Origin of the sequence: Vibrio sp. V15_P4S5T153 (assembly GCF_963874485.1) — a bacterium.
GTDB lineage: Bacteria > Pseudomonadota > Gammaproteobacteria > Enterobacterales > Vibrionaceae > Vibrio > Vibrio anguillarum.
This window is the reverse complement of record NZ_CAWNHR010000011.1, coordinates 1,584,377-1,604,125: the sequence shown is the minus strand read 5'-3', so window position 1 is coordinate 1,604,125 and position 19,749 is coordinate 1,584,377. Positions and strand designations below refer to the sequence as shown.

The following is a 19,749-nucleotide window of genomic DNA, read 5'->3' as shown; positions in this document are numbered from 1 at the left end:
AGCTCCCGATTACCTCTTTACCTTACTGACCAAAGCATCATGCTTGGGAGGCAACTAATGTATTCAACTCAAACTTTTTTACCTCAAGAAATTATTCGCAAAAAGCGTGACGGCGAGATCCTCACCACCGAAGAAATTAACTTTTTTATTCAAGGTGTGGCGAATAATACCGTCTCCGAAGGCCAAATTGCGGCCTTTGCCATGACGATTTTCTTCAATGAAATGACTATGCCAGAGCGCATTGCACTGACGTGCGCTATGCGTGATTCTGGGATGGTGATCAACTGGGATGCGATGAACTTCGGTGGCCCTATCGTTGATAAACACTCAACTGGCGGCGTAGGCGATGTCACTTCGTTGATGCTTGGCCCCATGGTCGCAGCCTGCGGTGGTTTTGTCCCTATGATTTCAGGGCGCGGCCTTGGTCATACGGGCGGCACGCTGGATAAATTGGAGTCGATTCCCGGTTATAACATCACGCCAAGTAATGACGTATTTGGTCAAGTAACCAAAGAAGCGGGCGTTGCTATCATCGGCCAAACGGGTGATCTCGCGCCAGCGGATAAACGCGTATACGCCACACGTGACATTACCGCAACGGTCGACAATATTTCACTCATCACCGCCTCGATTCTTTCTAAAAAATTAGCCGCTGGGTTAGATTCCTTGGTAATGGATGTCAAAGTCGGTTCTGGCGCATTTATGCCGACTTACGAAGCTTCTGAAGAGTTGGCTAAATCTATCGTCGCAGTGGCTAACGGCGCCGGTACGAAAACCACGGCTATTTTAACGGATATGAACCAAGTGCTGGCCTCTTCGGCAGGCAATGCCCTTGAAGTGCGTGAAGCGGTACGCTTTTTAACTGGTGAATATCGCAATCCTCGCTTACTGGAAATTACCTTGGCCTCTTGCGTTGAAATGTTGTTATTAGGCAATTTAGCAAAAGACAGCAGTGATGCTCGTGCGAAACTGATGGCCGTTCTTAATAACGGAAAAGCGGCTGAATGCTTTGGCAAAATGGTCAAAGGGTTAGGCGGCCCCGCTGATTTTGTTGAAAATTACGATCACTATCTTGAAAAAACCGAGCTGGTTAAGCCCGTTTACGCTCTAGAAAGTGGCGTCGTATCGGCAATGGATACTCGCGCGATTGGCATGGCCGTGGTGGAGATGGGCGGTGGACGCCGCGTCGCAACTGACACTATTGATTACGCGGTTGGGTTTGACCAATTTATTCGCCTAGGTGAAGTTGCCGATAGCAGCAAGCCGTTGGCGGTGATCCATGCGCGTAATGAAGCGCAATGGCAACAAGCGGCCAAAGCATTACAAAGCGCCATTCAAATTGGCGGAGAATACACACCAACACCCGATGTCTACGGCCAAATTCGCGCAGAAGACGTATAAAAATATCGGTTGGAGAGAGCAATGAAAAGAGCATTTATTTTAGTATTAGATTCATTTGGTATCGGCGAAACCGCTGATGCACCACAATTTGGTGATGTTGGCGCTGACACTTTGGGCCACATCGCAGACCAATGTGCTAAAGGCGAAGCGAATAACGCGGATCGCCAGGGCCCATTGACGCTGCCAAACTTATCGAAACTGGGGCTTGCCATGGCGCATAAAGAGTCAACGGGGCGTTTTGCTCCGGGGCTTGATGCCAACGCTGATATTATCGGTGCGTACGGCCACGCAGCTGAGCTTTCATCAGGTAAAGATACTCCTTCGGGTCACTGGGAAATTGCTGGTGTTCCTGTACTGTTTGAATGGGGTTATTTCAGCGATAAGCAAAATAGTTTCCCGAAAGAGCTGACAGATCGCATTATTGAACGCGCAGGTTTGGATGGTTTTCTTGGTAACTGCCATGCATCAGGCACACAGGTTTTAGATGATTTGGGTGAAGAGCACATGAAAACGGGTAAACCGATTTTCTATACCTCAGCTGACTCAGTGTTCCAAATAGCTTGTCACGAAGAGACGTTTGGTCTTGATCGTTTGTTAGAACTTTGCCAGATCGCACGTGAAGAATTGGCGGATTACAACATTGGCCGCGTGATTGCGCGCCCGTTCATTGGCCCGAAAGCGGGAGAATTTGCTCGTACTGGCAACCGTCGTGATTTATCCGTTGAGCCGCCAGCGGCGACCGTGCTGCAAAAATTGGTTGATGAGAAGCAAGGTAACGTGGTTTCTATTGGTAAAATTGCTGATATTTACGCCTACTGCGGCATCACTCATAAAGTCAAAGCGACAGGCATCCCAGCTTTATTTGATGCAACACTAGAACAAATCAAACAAGCGAAAGATAACACCATCGTCTTCACTAACTTCGTTGATTTTGATTCCGCTTATGGTCATCGCCGTGATGTAGCGGGCTACGCTGCGGCACTGGAGTACTTTGACAAGCGTCTGCCACAAGTACTTGAGTTAATGGAAGAGGACGATGTACTTATTCTTACAGCGGATCATGGTTGCGATCCAACTTGGCCGGGTACGGATCATACGCGCGAGCATATTCCAGTCTTGATTTATGGGCATAAAGTGGCCCCCGGTTCATTGGGCCGCCGTGAGACGTTTGCTGATATTGGTCAGTCACTGGCGCACTATTTCGGTACGTCTGCGATGGATTACGGCACCAATTTCTTACAGTAAGCGTAGCGATTCATTTTTTGAGGATGAATAGAGAGATCACTCTCTATTCTTTGGTCAATTTAGATAAAGGATACTTTTAATGGCAACTCCACATATTAATGCTGAAATGGGTGCATTTGCAGACGTCGTTTTAATGCCGGGTGACCCACTTCGCGCAAAATACATCGCAGAAACTTTCCTTGATGATGTGGTTCAAGTGTGTGATGTCCGTAACATGTTTGGTTATACAGGTACATACAAAGGTCGTAAAATTTCGGTAATGGGCCATGGCATGGGGATCCCTTCATGCTCAATTTACGTGACGGAACTTATCAAAGATTTTGGCGTGAAAAAAGTGATCCGTGTCGGAAGCTGTGGTGCGGTCAGCGACGATATTAAAGTGCGTGATGTTGTGATTGGTATGGGTGCTTGTACCGATTCCAAAGTTAACCGCATCCGTTTTAAAGACCACGACTTTGCTGCGATTGCCGATTACAAAATGGTTAAAGCCGCAGAAGAAGCGGCTACGGCGCGTGGTATTAACGTGAAAGTGGGTAACTTGTTCTCCGCAGAGCTTTTCTACACGCCAGATCCAGAGATGTTCGATGTGATGGATAAATACGGCATTGTTGGTGTAGAAATGGAAGCGGCAGGAATCTACGGCGTAGCGGCGGAATATGGCGCAAAAGCACTGACGATTTGCACTGTGTCTGATCACATCAAAACTGGCGAGCAAACGACGTCAGAAGAGCGTCAAAACACTTTCAATGAAATGATTGAAATTGCGTTAGATTCAGTATTGATTGGCGACGCTCAATAATATTCTTTTATAAAAAACCTCAGTGTCGCAACTGAGGTTTTTTTATTGTCATCCCTAAACCACCGCCTTGGGCGGTGGTGATTGAACCTTGGGGCTATTGCCCGAAGGAGTGCCCATGCTAGAAGTAAACCACTTATTCACCACAAGTAAGAGGAAACTAAAAACATGGGCGATTATAGAAGTTCATCACATGTATATTGGCGTTGCAAATACCATATANAATGTTCAGCCGGATCACGTTCACTTGGTTGTGATAGTTCCACCAAAAGTTTCGATATCAACGTTGATGGGAGTATTGAAAGGGCGTTCAGCAATCCGCTTGTTTAACAAGTTCCCACATATAAGAAAGAAACTGTGGGGTAATCATTTTTGGGCAAGGGGATACTTTGTTGACACAGTTGGTGTGAATGAAGAAATCATCAGGCGTTACGTAAGGCACCAAGACAAGAAAGATCAAGAATATGAGGCGCAGTTAGAGTTGAAGATAAACTAGCAGTGCAGGGATGCCCCCTTATAGGGGGCTATAAACCAAAGCCGCCTTCTAAGAAGGCGGATTTTTACTTACAAAGCCTGCTAAGTCATATCATCCACATTCTGTAGCAGCAGGTTCTCACCACCACTTTTCGGTTTTCGACGCAGTAGTAGCAGCGTGAGCAATACACCGCTGACAAAGCTGGTTAGCAGCATGAGATACATGTAGCGATCACTTTTACGATAGTGGTGATCTGAAATCGCCGTGACGCGGCCAGTTTCAAAAGTAATGCGGATAAAACCAATGATACTGCTTTCATGATAGACAGGCTCAACCAGTTGCTGACGGCCAATGCTGGCCGTGCGCAGTGGTGTATCCAATCCTAATACTTCGCGTACGCTTAACGCGTTATCGCTGGCGGCTAATTTGACCCCTTCGGAATCATAAATGGTGGCATCAAACACCAGTTTGTCTTGAGCTAACTGGTTGGTAAGGGCTAGCAGGCGCTCTTGATCTTGCTCTGATATCATGCTGCCCGCAGATAATGATGCCTGTGAAATCAAAACCTTAGTTAATGTTTCTAGTTGGTTGGCCTGAATTCGTTCGTTACCTTTACTGATCACAACGCTGTTTTTTACGGTAAAGAAGAACATGCCTGCTAATAAAATGACGGTAAGCACACGAATTGCGACGCGAAATGAAAATAAAGAGCCGTCCATAACCCACCTGATTGGATAAATAAAAACTTTACTCATATTGAGACTTGCGTTTTTAAATTGCAATAGGGTAACGTCAGGGGCATACACCCATTTATTGATACTCGAGCATTGAATCGAGTTGATCCCATTTTGCTTGTGGTGCGTTTAAGCAGGCTGAAGGAAAAGGATTGATTAAGGAATGATAAACATGGATGCCCTCAAAACATTGCCGATCAAAAGGCACACAACGCTGCTCAACCGCTTGCCTGAAACTCGTTTCTCTTCACAATTTGACAAAGCAAAAGCAAGTTGGATTGTTTTTGCACCTTATCTATCCACTCAACATTTTGATGATATTGACTTTTTTACCGGTTACTACAACGCTGTCCTCGATATATGGAAAGTGGGGCATTATGAAGTGGCGCTGATGTCAGGTGAGCTGACGACAGAGCACGAGAAAATTTTACAAGGGCTCGAAATTGATTATGCCCGTTTGTGTGAAGTACCAGACCTTTCTAAACCGGGTTTGATTGTGATGGATATGGACTCCACGGCGATTCAAATTGAATGCATTGATGAGATAGCTAAGTTAGCGGGTGTCGGAGAGGAGGTAGCCGAAGTCACTGAGCGAGCGATGCAAGGTGAATTGGATTTTGAGCAAAGCTTGCGTCAGCGGGTTGGAAAGCTTGCTGGTGCCGATGAGTCGATTCTTGAAGCGGTTCGCTCTACATTACCCATGATGCCCGATTTACGTGAACTGGTGGCGACACTGCATGCATTGGGGTGGAAAACGGCGATTGCATCCGGTGGCTTTACCTATTTTTCAGATTATTTAAAAAGCGAACTGCAACTTGATCATGCGCAATCCAATACGTTGGAAATTGTTGATGGCAAGCTTACTGGTCAAGTGCTAGGTGATGTCGTTTCGGCACAAACCAAAGCCGATATTTTGGTTGAGTTAGCACAACGTTATGAGATTGAATTGCACAATACTGTCGCGGTTGGCGATGGGGCGAATGATTTAGTTATGATGGCTGCCGCGGGGTTAGGCGTTGCTTATCATGCTAAACCTAAAGTTGAAGAAAAAGCACAAGCGGCGGTCCGTTTTGCAGGCCTTGGTGGCGTGCTCTGTATTCTCTCTGCCTCATTGGTGAAGCAGCAAAAACTCAGTTGGAAAGTGAAGCCTTAAGTAAAGCTCAACAGCAAGAGATAAGAGAGTGAGCGATGCCCACTCTCTTTTTTACCCACACTCTCTTTTACAAAAGTCAGTCGCTTTTACAAGGTCAGCTCTAAGCGGATCAATACTTCTTCTGTAATATCGATCACCTCTCCATAACCAATGATTGAGGTGATCTCTTTTTCTAGCGTACGAGCGTGATGAAGACTAATTTGTGCCAACTCATTGAGATCACTGCGCAGCAGCGTAGTGATTGGGTCAAAGACGGGTGCACTGCAAATCCTCAAGATGTAAATTTCACCCATGTGCTGCGCTTTTTGAATGAAATCAATACGCTCTTTAGTGTTTTCAAAATCACTTAATAATTTCGATTGGATTGATTGAATACGCGTGCCAAATTTGATTGCCGCAATATAAACGTCGTGATATTGCGGTATCGCTCCTTCAATGCGCCGCATCGGTTTAGCCAGTAGCGTATTGGTGTGACCTTTGAATATTGGCTCTAACGTGATGCGATTTTCTTGGCCTAATTTAGCCAGTAACACAAGATGAGGCGGCAAGGGATAATTCACGCCAATCACTTTAGGGCGTAAATTTGCACCGTGTTTATCAACGAAAATTGGCGAACTTATCATCTTATCAAGCAAAATGTTGTGCAACCCTTCCAGCAAGTTATGACTTGGTAGCACTTCTTCTTTCTGTAACAACTTATCTTGATTGTTTTCAATAATGCTATTGAAAAAAGCGATTGTTTTGATGGTATGTATATTTTCTTCTATCAGCAATTGTAGACGCCGACCTTCGGGCCCAATACGAATGACATTATAGGGAAGGCTATGCAGTGGCAGCTTTTTGTCGTAAAGCTGTAATTCGTGGTAATTGATGGTGACGTTATCGCCTGCTTTCACGGGTAGTGGTGTATCCACAATAATACTTAAACCACGTTTGGATAAATCAATCGTGTGGCCTGTTGCATTTACTCCAGAGTCTGAGGTGATGGTTAGCGGTGTCTTGAATTGGTAACGAGGCTCTTTTCTACGCGAGCGAGCATCAAAATAAATGCCTGTAGGTTGGCCAATGATCTGCCTTGGATGACGAAATTTATTGAGTTCGCTATTGGGTAAATTGGGTTTGTCAGTCAATAGGTAATCTTTTGCCGAATCCTCATCGCCAATTTCTTGTAAAACGCCACAGTGCGTTAAGTGGCTTGAGCGATCTGACAATTCATGGGCATGAACCGCAAGTTCTTGACGCTCTTCATCCGAGAGTTCAAAGACAAATAAGCGAAACGCTTTCCAACTTTGTCGACGAGCGCCAACATGCCAAAACATTTTTCTTTGTTCACGGTTGGCCTCTGGCATCATCATTGAAAAAAAGAGCGTTTTTTCCTGATGTTCATGCTTAAAAGCATAAAGCACATTATTGCTACCCCGCATCCCCGGCTTGGTTAACTGTTCCATCCGCTCTTTATTGAATAACGAACCGAGTGCTTGTTGATTACGCTCGTCGTGCCAGTATTGCCAAATTGGTTGGTTATTTTCAGTCAGCAGCACCAACTTCAATTCACTGCCACTAAAAAACACTGGTAAGTTACAGGTGTGTTTTAAATAGGTGTGCTCGTAACCACGGGTTCGAGCTCGGATGAGTTTATCTTGGTTATCGTGGCGCGCTTTTTGAGTGTTATTTTGCAGCGATTCAGTAATCACTTTTTCGATGATGTTAGTGTCGGAAAGTTTTAGTGTACGCAGAAATTTCACGGCATCGTTATCGTAAGACTCATCAATACCTAAAATACGATATTCAATGGCGTGGTGCAGTCCAACCACTTCTGACGTTTTGTTGAGTTCGGAAAAATAGACTTTGATCACCTCACCGAGCTTGTAGTTAAAAGCGGCGGGAACTTTAAATTTTGCACCCGAAACGGATAGATCAACACTGAGGCCATTGACCAGCTGTTTACTAGGTAGGTGAATCTCAACTTGTGAGGTGACTTTTAAGCGATTTTCTTGACGCTTGAGATCATAACCAAGCTTAATTGGCTCAGCCTCAAAAAACGTACTGCCACCACCGTCTTTTTGTGGGTTTTGGGCACCACGTTGTTGCATCACGCGGAAGTTGTTTGGCGTATTGTTTAATGCTTCCCATACACCTTCCGTATACGCACCAAATTTTTTGACCCCTTTATGGTATGCGTTAAAGGCCACATCATCGAACCAATGTTTGCGGCCATCTAATTCATATTCGCGGCATTCCCCTTGTACCCGACCTCGCAAGTCTATGCTTTTAACACAAGGAGCCATGATGCGATTGAGCTCCATTTTGACCAGTAATTTCGCTGACGGGGATTCATCTTCTGTCATTTGAGAAAGAAGATGTTCAAAATCAGATGAACGGTAAGCTGGGATCAAACGCTCTGCGATTGATAGAATTTCAGATTGCTGCATACTTTTCTGTTAGAGTGTCCGTCTTAAAGATTAATCGGCATCGTTATCATAATCTTTAGTTATCTGTTGCGAAGGTTCAACCTTTATTTAAACGTAAATCAACCTATATCACTTCATGATTACTTAACAGTTTAATCTTTAAGCTTGAAAAGTATAGGTTACCAACAAGAAACAGGAATTGTTGAGGAAGCATGGCAAAAGCAAAACGCGCCTATGTATGTAATGATTGCGGCGCAGATTTTCCGCGTTGGCAAGGTCAATGTAGTGCTTGTGGTGCATGGAATACTATCACCGAAGTACGCTTGGCAGCATCGCCGCAGGTTGCACGTAATGAGCGACTAGGTGGTTACGCTGGGGCGGTAACGGAATCACAAGTCCAAGTACTGTCGGATATTAATCTGCAGGAAGTCCCACGGTTTTCTAGCGGCTTTAAAGAGTTGGACCGTGTATTGGGTGGTGGTGTCGTACCCGGCGCGGCGATTTTAATCGGTGGTAACCCTGGCGCTGGGAAATCGACTTTATTGCTGCAAACCATGTGTCAGCTCGCGGCGTCAATGCCTGCTTTGTATGTCACGGGTGAAGAATCGCTTCAGCAAGTCGCGATGCGAGCCTCTCGTCTTGGTTTACCTAAAGATAAGCTTAAAATGCTGTCGGAAACCAATGTAGATCGCATTTGCCAAATCGCTGAAAAAGAGCAGCCCCGCATCATGGTCATAGACTCAATTCAAGTGATGCATGTGGCCGACGTCCAATCCTCTCCCGGTACGGTGGCACAAGTGCGCGAGTCTGCGACAACGCTCACACGCTACGCTAAGCAAAATAACGTTGCCGTATTTTTAGTCGGACACGTTACTAAAGACGGTTCTTTGGCTGGTCCAAAAGTGCTAGAGCATATTATTGACTGCTCGGTATTGCTCGACGGAGGGACTGATAGTCGTTTTCGTACATTGCGCAGTCACAAGAACCGATTTGGTGCGGTCAATGAACTCGGCGTTTTTGCCATGACGGGACAGGGCTTGCGTGAAGTGAGTAATCCTTCTGCCATTTTCCTTTCGCGAGGCGAAGAAGATACTTCGGGCAGTTCGGTGATGGTTGTATGGGAAGGAACGCGTCCACTGCTAGTGGAGATCCAAGCACTGGTTGACTATTCACAATTAGCAAACCCAAGGCGAGTCGCCGTTGGGCTTGAGCAAAATCGCTTATCTTTATTATTGGCTGTGCTTCACAAGCACGGTGGCTTACAAATGTCCGATCAAGATGTGTTTGTTAATGTGGTTGGTGGCGTTAAAGTGACGGAAACAAGCGCTGATTTAGCACTTCTCATGGCACTGCTTTCAAGCTTCAGAGATAAACCACTTGCTAAAGATGTTGTCGTGTTTGGCGAAGTCGGTTTGGCCGGAGAAATTCGCCCAGTACCTAGTGGTCAAGAGCGATTAAATGAAGCATTTAAACATGGTTTTAAGAAAGCAATTATTCCGATGGCGAATATGCCTAAAGGTGGGATACCGGGCATGCAATTGCACGGTGTGAAGAAATTATCTGAAGCAATTGAAGCATTTGATGAGTTATAAATCTTAATTAAACTCGCCTCTTTTACGGTTATGACCTATATTTCACCGACAGTTCGTAACCGTACTATATTTTTTTTCAAGCAAGCGTATGCAAGGGTATCAGTCTTGACAGATTGTGATATACTCTGCGCGCACTTTATACCTTATTAACAGAGTAAGACAATGGCAGATTTATCAAAATACAGAAACATTGGTATTTTCGCGCACGTTGATGCCGGTAAAACCACTACCACTGAGCGTATTCTTAAGCTTACTGGTAAAATCCACCGTACAGGTGAAGTACACGATGGCGCTTCTACCATGGATTTCATGGATCAAGAAGCTGAACGCGGTATCACAATTCAATCAGCAGCGACGACTTGTTTCTGGAAAGATCACCGTTTTAACGTTATCGATACTCCTGGGCACGTTGACTTCACAGTTGAAGTTTACCGTTCTCTGAAAGTTCTTGATGGCGGTGTTGGTGTATTCTGTGGTTCTGGCGGTGTTGAACCTCAGTCAGAAACTAACTGGCGTTACGCGAACGATTCAGAAGTAGCTCGTCTGATCTTCGTAAACAAACTAGACCGTATGGGTGCAGACTTCTTCCGCGTTGTAGGACAAGTGAAGAAAGTTCTTGGCGCAAACCCACTTGTTATGACTCTTCCAATTGGTCGTGAAGACGAATTCGTTGGCGTTGTTGACGTATTAAACCGTCAAGCTTACGTTTGGGATGATTCAGGTCAGCCAGAAAACTACGAAATCAAAGAAATTCCAGCAGACATGGTAGAGCAAGTTGAAGAATACCGTGAAATGCTAATCGAAACTGCAGTAGAGCAAGACGACGAGCTAATGATGGCTTATATGGACGGCGAAGAGCCAACTATTGAGCAACTAAAAGCTTGTATCCGTAAGGGTACTCGTGAATTAGCGTTCTTCCCTACATTCTGTGGTTCAGCATTCAAAAACAAAGGCATGCAACTTCTACTAGATGCCGTTGTTGATTATCTTCCAGCTCCAGCTGAAGTTGTACCTCAAGATCTGACTGATCCTGAAACAGGTGAGCCTACTGGTAAAGTTGCAACAGTTTCTGTTGACGAACCATTCCGCGCACTTGCATTCAAGATCATGGATGACCGTTTTGGTGCCCTAACGTTTATCCGTATTTATTCTGGTAAACTGAAGAAAGGTGACACCATTCTTAACAGTGCTACTGGTAAGACTGAGCGTATTGGCCGTATGGTTGAGATGCACGCGAACGATCGTAACGAACTTGATTCCGCTCAAGCGGGTGATATCATCGCTATCGTTGGTATGAAAAACGTGAAAACTGGTCACACTCTATGTGATCCTAAACACGAATGTACTCTTGAGCCAATGATTTTCCCAACGCCTGTAATCTCTATCGCTGTTGCTCCTAAAGACAAAGGCGGTTCTGAGAAGTTAGGTATTGCGCTAGGTAAAATGGTTTCAGAAGATCCATCATTCCAAGTTGAGTCTGATGAAGAAACTGGCGAAACCATCCTAAAAGGTATGGGTGAACTTCACCTAGATATCAAAGTTGATATCCTTAAGCGTACACACGGCATTGATCTTATTGTTGGTGCTCCTCAAGTTGCTTACCGTGAAACTATCACTAAAGCAATTGAAGACAGCTATACGCATAAGAAACAGTCTGGTGGTTCTGGTCAGTTCGGTAAGATCGACTACCGTATCAAACCAGGTGAGCCAAATTCAGGTTTCACGTTCAAATCAGTAGTTGTTGGTGGTAACGTACCTAAAGAATTCTGGCCTGCGGTAGAGAAAGGCTTTAAGTCTATGATGGACCAAGGTGTTCTTGCTGGGTTCCCTGTACTAGACGTTGAAGTTGAACTGTTCGACGGTGGCTTCCACGCAGTTGACTCATCTGCAATCGCATTTGAAATCGCAGCGAAAGGTGCATTCCGTCAATCTATGCCTAAAGCTGGCGCTCAACTTCTAGAGCCAATTATGCACGTTGACGTGTTTACTCCAGAAGATCACGTTGGTGATGTTATCGGTGACCTTAACCGTCGTCGTGGCATGATTAAAGATCAAGAAGCTGGCGTAACAGGTGTACGTATTAAAGCGAACGTTCCTCTATCTGAAATGTTTGGTTATATCGGTCACCTACGTACAATGACATCTGGTCGTGGTCAGTTCTCTATGGAGTTCTCACACTACGCTGCATGTCCTGCAAACGTTGCAGAGCAAGTTATTGCTGACGTTAAAGCACGTAAAGAAGCAGATAAGAAGTAATTCTTAAAAGCTAAGCTGAACGTAAAAAGCCCCACCAGTGAAAGCTGGTGGGGCTTTTTTATGTAACAACGAAATAGAAAAGGGCATAAAAACCGATAAAAGCAGAACCGATAAAAGTGGAAACTGCCGGGTGAAGGTAGTTTATACCACTCAATTCATATCGTTTAGTTAGCCCTTAAGGTTGATATAGATTTCTTCCACTTTAATACGTGCCCATTCAGTTTTACGTAAAAACTTCAAGCTTGATTTAATACTCGGATCCTTTTTAAAGCAGTTAATATTGACCATATAGCTGAGCTCTTCCCAGCCATAGTATTCAACGAGCTCCGTGAGTAGTTTTTCTAAAGTGACCCCATGCAGCGGGTTATTATCTTGTGTCATGATTCAATTATTCAATAGCGTTATTTAAGCTAAGTATAGCAGGCACAGGAGTTAAATTAGGACAAAATATTAGGCAATATAGGAGGTTGTTAGTGTGAAAACTTGGTGTATTGGCAGGTTAGAGGTTAAGTCCAACCTGCTCAATTAGAATGGATTACTCTTCCCAAACAACCAGTTGTCCTTTTGGCCAATTGTGCCCCATTTCATGATATTTCTGTTCTAATACATGCCGCTTGATTTTTAAGGTAGGAGTGAGGACACCATTTTCGATTGACCATGGCTCCTTTATCATTAGCACGCCTTTGATTTGCTCATGCGATTCCAATTCCTCATTCATCCGCTTAATGACTTTTTGAGTAGTACGCTCATAACGAACGCGATCAAAATGAGGGAAATTATGTGGAACAACTAGCAAAATAGGGGCGGGAAGCCCTAAGCCAATCAGACACATCATCTCGACTCGAGTGTATTCGAACAGTTTATTTTCGATAGGTACGGGAGCCACAAACTTGCCTTTGGCTGTTTTAAAGGTATCCTTTTTGCGCCCTTGAATGGTGAGATAACCTTCAGCATCAATAAAACCGATATCGCCAGTATGTAGCCATCCTTCTTTATCAAATGACTCTTGAGTTGCAATGTCATTTTTATAATAGCCAGAAAATAGTCCTTGGCCACGCACCATAATCTCATGATCATTATTAGCGATTTTAAGTTCGATTCCTGGGCCTGCTCGTCCAACCGACCCCAATTTGTCGGCTCTAAACGGGTAGTTCAGGGTGCTATAAGCAAAAGATTCTGTCATGCCCCAAGCTTCGGTAATGTTTAGCCCAATTTGGTGATACCACTCTAATAACGCCGGTGATACGGGAGCCGAGCCACAACCAAGCACACGTGCTTGATCAAGCCCTAAGCCATCAGCAAGTTTCTTCTTAATCAGCGTGCTTACAAAAGGGATCTTTAGCAGAAAATTGAGCTTTTTCTGCGGTAATTTGTCTTGAATGCGTTGCTGAAATAGAGTCCATAACCTTGGTACTGAGATAAAGAGCGTCGGGCGCTGCATTTTGACATCTTCAATAAAGGTGTCTAATGATTCAGGGAAAGCCGTTTGTACCCCACCCATGATGGAAGAGCCAAAAATATAAACACGTTCAGTAATATGAGCTAAAGGGAGGTAGGAAAATAAACGGTCGTTTTCTTGAATGCCAATGTGGTTTATAAGCTGTTGAGCTGACCAGCTAAATGCACCGTAGGTCAGCATCGCTCCTTTAGGCAAGCCCGACGTACCCGATGTATAGACTAAAGACATCAACTTATTGTCATGATGTACAGGGCGTTCTGTGCTTGGTGGATAGTGCTCAATCAATTTTGTAAACAGGTGATCGCAAGTGGGAGCAGAATCATAGGGTAGCGCAATACTGATGATATCTGGCAAATGGCTCAATACTTGTTGGGTGGCTTGTCCGTTATCGAGTTTACCCACAATGACTATTTTTGTTTCGCTATGGGTGAGGCAGTATTCGATGGTATCGGCGCCAGCCGTTGGAAAAATGGGAACACTGACAAAGTCGCCGAGCATCATTGCGAGATCACACACAAACCATTCAGCGCAGTTTTTGGAAATGAGTGCAATTTTATCTTGGGGTTTTGCCCCTAGCGCTTGTAGCGCCGAGGCGAGCCTGAGTGCTTTGTCGGCCACTTCAGCATAGGTGTATTCAACAAATTTTCGGTTAATAATTTGTCTTAAATAAACTTGGTTGGGGCGTTCCGCTGCCCATTTCAAGATCATTTCATTCGGTGGTGGGAGAGCACAAGTTGCTTTGCTTAACTCGTTAGGCTGAATCATTCTCTAACTCCATGTTATTGGCAAAAATATTATTATTTTTATGTTAATGTTTTGTTAACTTTAGCATGGTGGAATGGTTAGGTAAAAGAAGATTGTAGTTACTAAACGTTAAAGTTGCGCGCTGGATTCACTTTCTTATTTTGACACTATTAACTCAGAGTGACGTTTATTTCTGTTCAGTTGAATCTATCCTTCGGGTCGATTTCTGGGTGAATATCAATCACATGTTTTAAGTAATCTTGATGATAGCGAAGGGCATTAACACAATGTTTATCAAGCTTGCCGCTCACGACCATTTTTTCCAGTTCGAGAAGAGCAAAAGGAACAGACCAAGCTTGTTTGTATGGACGATGGCTTGTTAAGGCATCAAAGACGTTGGCAACAGCAATAATGCGTGCCGATATCGGGATATTGTCTTGCATTAGGCCGTAAGGATAGCCACTGCCATCCAAAAACTCATGATGATAAGCGACGATCTCTTTTAATATGGATATGCAAGGGTGATCAGGTGTACCTATGTCATCAATAATTTGATTAATGATTTCAATCCCTTTTTCTATGTGGCTATACAGTTGAGCACGCTCTGGTTTATCTAATGTATTTGGGTTAAGTAATAAGCTTGTCGGTAGGGCAAGTTTGCCTATGTCGTGATAGCGCGAAAACTGGATGATGTTATCAATGGTCTCATCATCTAGTTGATAAATGTCAGCAACCTCAGTAGCGATGACTTTGGCATAACAGCTAATACGTTCTTTATGCTCTTTCGATTCCAGTTGATGCTCTGGGGAGCGTGCTTGAGTCAAATTTACAGTCTCTAAAATAGTGTGGACTAAATCGTATTCAGAGCAAACTGCAAAGCGAATCATCTCAATAAAAGGTTCTACATTCTGCTTTACCTGTTCGGTAAACAAATGGCTTTGACACGAGTTGAGGAAAATAAAGCCAATAAATGCTTGCTGGTGGTAAGTCGGAATCGCCAGTGATGAACAATAACCTTGCTCAATTAGCCAGCGAGTATGAGGATAGTCTGGCTTCAATTGGATTGGGATATTTTCAACGCTACGACTCTGGCCGTTTTGTGCGCATTGCTTAAGGACTGGAAGCTCAGCAAGTGGAAACTCGTAATGTATAAGCTCGCCCCCGTGAAAGGTGCTGTCGGCGTAGGTTTTCAAATTATCATGATGATGGTCGTATAGCGCAAAAGAGATACGGTCAATCTCTGGGACTTTGACTTGCATTCGTTGGTGTATGTTAGCCAGTTGCTTATTGAGTGGACCAACATGTGGAAAATAGGCGTGCTCGCAACCTTTGCTATGCGTATCCATCGCGTGTTCCTCTGCGCTACAGGGTCTCCAAGGTTGAAATGGAGAAGCTCTTCTAATTGATAAGTTTAGAACAGATAAGCGATGCGTGCGTGAAATTTAACTAAAAAATGGGTTATATAACCAAGCAATATGAGGTGGTACTGGAAAGCCGTTGGATGACGCTGGGTCACTAGATAAATACGGCTATTTGACGCCATTTTTAGTCACAAGGCGTATGGCCAATTTCAGTTTAATCCAAGTGCAATACCACTGAGCATAAAGAATATAACCAGCCAGACAATAGGCAGTTTGAGCTGTTTTAGTAGGTAAAAACCGATCAGAACAATCGCCATGTCTAAATTGTTGCTGACCGAGCTTGTAAATACAGGGTGATATAAGGCTGAGAGCAGCAAACCAACGACGGCGGCGTTAACACCGTTGATTGCTCCTGATACTGATCGATAGTTTGCTAAGGCTTGCCAATTTTTAAGCACGCCGAGCAGTAACAAAAAACCCGGCAAAAAGACGGCAATGGTCGCCAGCGTTGCGCCTAAGATTGGCGCTTGTGGTAGTAGAGCGTAGCCAATGTAAGTGGCGAAGGTAAACATTGGACCAGGAACCGCTTGTGCTGCGGCATATCCTGTTAAAAACAGATCTGGGTCAAGCGCGTCGCCAACCAAATTTTGCAGTAATGGAAGTACGACATGCCCACCGCCAAACACTAAGCTACCCGCTTGATAAAAGTGGTTAAATAGAGCGATTTCAGGCATTAAGTGGGCGGCAAAAGGTAAACCGACCAGTAAGCCAATAAAGAGAGTGAAAGGGACGAAAGCGGGGACAAATGAACGTTCAGTGGCTAAATCTTGACTAGGGAGCCATTTCACTCCGATCAGCGCTGCCCCAATGAGAACTCCGATTTGCGTTCCAATACTGGGTGCAACAATCAGCATCACAGCGGTGGCCACACACAACCCAACAGTTAAGCGATTCTTACAGAAGTTTTTATACATTCCCCATGTGGCATCCGCGACAACCACAACGGCTAGCAGTTTTAAGCCGTGAATCACGTTTTGAAATAAGGGGGTTTGTAGTAATTGGCTGCTGGCGATGGCAAGGGCAACCATGATCAAAACCGAAGGGAGTGTAAAACCAGCAAAAGCGGCGCATCCACCCAGTAAGCCACCACGATGGTACCCTAGTGCAAACCCAACTTGGCTTGAACCAGGCCCTGGCAAAAACTGACTTAAGGCAACGATCTGTGCGTATTCTTTATCTTCAATCCATTTTAATTTTTCAACGAATGTATTGCGGAAATAACCAATGTGAGCGGCTGGCCCACCAAAGCTTATCCACCCAAGCAGAAAAAAAGTTTTGAAAATAGTAAACATGTGCATAAGCACTCTTAAAGAGACGTTGTTTCGCTACTTTAAAAGGATGTTTGAGCAGATTCAAATTTAATCCTTAACCATTTGTAAACCGCAGAAAAACGATAAACAGACAGGCATGGGTTAACTGAGTTTAAACTTAGTCCAAGCCTTAGATCGCCAACGCCTAAACATGATGAGGCCTCTAAACCATTCATCCACCGAAATGGCCACCCATGCACCCATAACTCCCCATCCCCAATGTAAGCCAAATAAGTAAGTTAAACCTGCGCCAAAAGTCCACATGCTTAATATGCCCATCTGCACTGGAAAGCGAATGTCTCCTGCGCCTTTGAGTGCGGCAATAAAAATTAGGTTAAACGTGCGCCCAGCTTCCATTGCAATGGAGCCAGCAATTAACCCTGCGACCAAGGCCGTTATCTCAGGATCAGAAGTGAAGAGGGCGATGATGTCAGCGCGCAGTAGATAAATTGAGATCGTCAATGTGCTGGAGACGAGAAAGCCAACCACAAAATATTGTTGTACTTTAGTCAGAATCTCATCCACCCAACCTTTACCAATGTAGTAGCTAGTTTGAATTTGCCCGGCTTGCCCAAGAGCTACTGAGAATGCAAAGGCGAGGCGGGCAATATTTTGCGCATAAGTAAACGCGGCCAGTGAAGCCGTGCCCATTTTTACAACGAAAAAAATCACCGTCAGTTGCATCATGTTATAGGAAAGAATCTCTCCCGCATTCATCATGCCGATCTTGATGATCTTCTGGTATAGCGGCTTCGGGATGATTTTCCACTCTTTCACCGGTAGTGATATGTGGTAGTACTTAACGGTGTAGTACAGCAAAATAGTGCTGACAATTTGGCTGAATACTGTTGATATCGCAACCCCTTGTACACCGTAGACGGGCAGTCCAAAGGGTTGAAAAATAGCAATATAGTTACCGATGATATTCAATAATCCGGCAAATAAATTAATGAACATCGGCGCTTTGGAGTAGCCGTTACTGCGCAAAATCGTCGCCAGTACAATGCCGATGGTAACGTTTACTGTAAAGCTGCCACTGATAACCAGATATTCATAGCCATATTGTGCGACCTGCGCTTCTAAGCCGTAGGCATTCATGACTGAATTAGCGCTCAAATAAGCGGCTAAACTGAGCGATGAGCCAATGATTAATCCAAGCAGTAAACTGGCCACCCCAACATGTGCCGATTCACTTTGGCGGCCAGAGCCATTGTATTGCCCAATTAGGATCCCTGTACCACTGCTGACCATCATTGAGACAATCAGCAAGAAAAAATTGATTTGAGTGATAACCCCAACCGCTGATACAGCCTTGTCTGAATAACTACTCAGCATAAATACATCACTGGTGTTAATCGCCGTCCGTAATAAAATCTCAATAAAGATCGGCCAAGTCAAAGTGACGATATTCATTCGGTTATTCAGTTCTACACGGCTTTGGGTCATGGGCTAAAACTCAGCAAGGTAAGTCGAACTAGAGAAGATGATGGTGCAAGGTGGTGGGCAGCAAAATATCTCACTAGAGCCTACCTGTGCGTATTGTATACGTAATTTAAATAAAATCAGTTAAGTGAAGGGAATTGTTTTAGAGTTTTCGTGGAAACGTTTACATTGTGGTGTTTTGATCACAGATTGAAAGCGAGTAAGGCTGTTAGACTTTTTCAAGAGCGAGAATCAACCTCTATCGGTATCCCAATAGGAGAGTATGGTGAAAGTATTAGTGACGGGCGGTATGGGCTATATCGGAAGTCATACCTGTGTACAAATGATACAAGCGGGTATCGACCCCATTATCGTTGACAACTTATCTAACGCGAAGATTGAAGTATTAAGCCGTATCCATGCACTGACAGATAAAACACCCGTGTTTTATCATGGTGATATCCGTGATGAGGCCTTTCTCGATAAGGTATTTTCTGAACATAATATTGATGCTGTGATTCATTTCGCAGGTTTAAAAGCCGTCGGTGAATCCGTGATAAAACCGCTCGAATATTATGACAATAACGTCAATGGTTCGTTGGTGCTAGCGCGCAGTATGCGTAAAGCTGGAGTGAAAAGTATTGTATTCAGTTCATCGGCGACAGTGTATGGCGATCCTGAAATCGTGCCGATAACTGAAGATTCTCCAACCGGATCAACCACCAATCCTTACGGTCGTAGCAAATATATGGTTGAGCAGTGCCTGTCGGATTTAGTGGTTGCTGAGCCAGATTGGAGTGTGACCTTACTGCGTTACTTCAACCCTGTGGGGGCTCACCCTTCTGGCACTATGGGCGAAGACCCGCAAGGTGTGCCGAATAATCTGATGCCGTTTATTGCCCAAGTTGCGGTAGGTCGCCGCGAGAAGTTATCCATATTTGGTAGCGACTATCCCACACCGGATGGTACGGGTGTGCGTGATTACATTCATGTGATGGATCTAGCCGATGGCCATTTGGCCGCTTTAAATACGGTTGCGATGAAAGCGGGAAGGCATATTTACAACCTTGGATCGGGTAACGGATCGAGTGTGTTAGAGATAGTTTCAGCCTTTGCTCAAGCAAGTGGTGTTCCTATTGCTTATGATATTTGCCCACGCCGCCCGGGTGATATTGCCGAGTGTTGGGCTAGTACCACAAAAGCGGAGCGAGATCTGGCTTGGAAGGCGACGCGCAGTATCAATGAAATGGCTGCTGATACATGGCATTGGCAATCCAATAACCCGCAAGGGTACTAGTTTTATCCGGCGTGACGCGCCGGACTATCAAAT

General features: G+C 44.6%; 14 protein-coding genes and 1 pseudogene. 8 read left to right on the top strand and 7 right to left on the bottom strand.

Annotation, left to right across the window (positions count from 1 at the left end):
* The first annotated feature begins 39 nt into the window (after positions 1-39).
* The 4 genes and pseudogenes from deoA to tnpA all read left to right on the top strand — a co-directional run bounded on the left by deoA (position 40) and on the right by tnpA (position 3,938).
* Complete coding sequence (gene deoA / locus AACT42_RS09260) at positions 40-1,401, top strand: thymidine phosphorylase (protein WP_094133448.1); 1,362 nt, start codon at positions 40-42, stop codon at positions 1,399-1,401.
* A 21-nt stretch (positions 1,402-1,422) separates the two neighbouring features.
* On the top strand, positions 1,423-2,646 hold the full coding sequence (locus tag AACT42_RS09255) for a phosphopentomutase (protein ID WP_026027379.1): 1,224 nt from the start codon (positions 1,423-1,425) through the stop codon (positions 2,644-2,646).
* 79 nt (positions 2,647-2,725) lie between these two features.
* On the top strand, positions 2,726-3,445 hold the full coding sequence (gene deoD, locus AACT42_RS09250; RefSeq protein ID WP_013856127.1) for a purine-nucleoside phosphorylase: 720 nt from the start codon (positions 2,726-2,728) through the stop codon (positions 3,443-3,445).
* 165 nt (positions 3,446-3,610) lie between these two features.
* A pseudogene (gene tnpA, locus AACT42_RS09245) lies at positions 3,611-3,938 on the top strand (IS200/IS605 family transposase).
* Positions 3,939-4,018: 80 nt separating this feature from the next.
* Here tnpA and AACT42_RS09240 read toward each other — a convergent pair.
* Positions 4,019-4,636, bottom strand: a complete 618-nt coding sequence (locus AACT42_RS09240; protein WP_026027378.1) for a YtjB family periplasmic protein — start codon at positions 4,634-4,636, stop codon at positions 4,019-4,021.
* 187 nt (positions 4,637-4,823) lie between these two features.
* Here AACT42_RS09240 and serB point away from each other — a divergent pair, with 187 nt between their 5' ends.
* The gene (serB, locus tag AACT42_RS09235) at positions 4,824-5,804 is read left to right on the top strand and encodes a phosphoserine phosphatase (RefSeq protein WP_026027377.1); all 981 of its coding nucleotides are present in this window, start codon (positions 4,824-4,826) and stop codon (positions 5,802-5,804) included.
* Between the two features lie 86 nt (positions 5,805-5,890).
* Here the strand turns inward: serB and AACT42_RS09230 are convergent, their stop codons facing one another.
* Positions 5,891-8,236 (bottom strand): PilZ domain-containing protein, encoded by a 2,346-nt coding sequence (locus AACT42_RS09230; RefSeq protein ID WP_094131956.1) that lies wholly within the window; start codon positions 8,234-8,236, stop codon positions 5,891-5,893.
* 191 nt (positions 8,237-8,427) lie between these two features.
* Between AACT42_RS09230 and radA the strand changes: the two genes are divergently transcribed.
* Positions 8,428-9,807 carry a DNA repair protein RadA gene (gene radA / locus AACT42_RS09225; protein WP_013856131.1) on the top strand — a complete coding sequence of 460 codons (1,380 nt, stop codon included), beginning with the start codon at positions 8,428-8,430 and terminating at the stop codon, positions 9,805-9,807.
* Positions 9,808-9,969: 162 nt separating this feature from the next.
* Entirely contained in the window at positions 9,970-12,063 is a 2,094-nt protein-coding gene (gene fusA / locus AACT42_RS09220; RefSeq protein ID WP_088732818.1) for an elongation factor G, read from the top strand.
* 168 nt (positions 12,064-12,231) lie between these two features.
* On the opposite strand, the gene AACT42_RS09215 is transcribed toward fusA, so the two are convergent.
* The 5 genes from AACT42_RS09215 to AACT42_RS09195 form a co-directional block, all read right to left on the bottom strand.
* Positions 12,232-12,444: a VF530 family protein gene (locus AACT42_RS09215; RefSeq protein ID WP_017046551.1), complete on the bottom strand. Its 213-nt coding sequence runs from the start codon at positions 12,442-12,444 to the stop codon at positions 12,232-12,234.
* 154 nt (positions 12,445-12,598) lie between these two features.
* Positions 12,599-14,287 (bottom strand): AMP-binding protein, encoded by a 1,689-nt coding sequence (locus AACT42_RS09210; RefSeq protein WP_013856134.1) that lies wholly within the window; start codon positions 14,285-14,287, stop codon positions 12,599-12,601.
* Between the two features lie 176 nt (positions 14,288-14,463).
* Positions 14,464-15,612 carry an HD domain-containing phosphohydrolase gene (locus AACT42_RS09205; RefSeq protein ID WP_017046553.1) on the bottom strand — a complete coding sequence of 383 codons (1,149 nt, stop codon included), beginning with the start codon at positions 15,610-15,612 and terminating at the stop codon, positions 14,464-14,466.
* 224 nt (positions 15,613-15,836) lie between these two features.
* Positions 15,837-16,985 carry a chromate efflux transporter gene (gene chrA, locus AACT42_RS09200; protein ID WP_094131955.1) on the bottom strand — a complete coding sequence of 383 codons (1,149 nt, stop codon included), beginning with the start codon at positions 16,983-16,985 and terminating at the stop codon, positions 15,837-15,839.
* A gap of 114 nt (positions 16,986-17,099) precedes the next feature.
* Positions 17,100-18,410: an MATE family efflux transporter gene (locus AACT42_RS09195; RefSeq protein WP_081244942.1), complete on the bottom strand. Its 1,311-nt coding sequence runs from the start codon at positions 18,408-18,410 to the stop codon at positions 17,100-17,102.
* 292 nt (positions 18,411-18,702) lie between these two features.
* Between AACT42_RS09195 and galE the strand changes: the two genes are divergently transcribed.
* Positions 18,703-19,716 (top strand): UDP-glucose 4-epimerase GalE, encoded by a 1,014-nt coding sequence (galE, locus tag AACT42_RS09190; RefSeq protein WP_094131954.1) that lies wholly within the window; start codon positions 18,703-18,705, stop codon positions 19,714-19,716.
* The last annotated feature ends 33 nt before the right edge of the window (positions 19,717-19,749 follow it).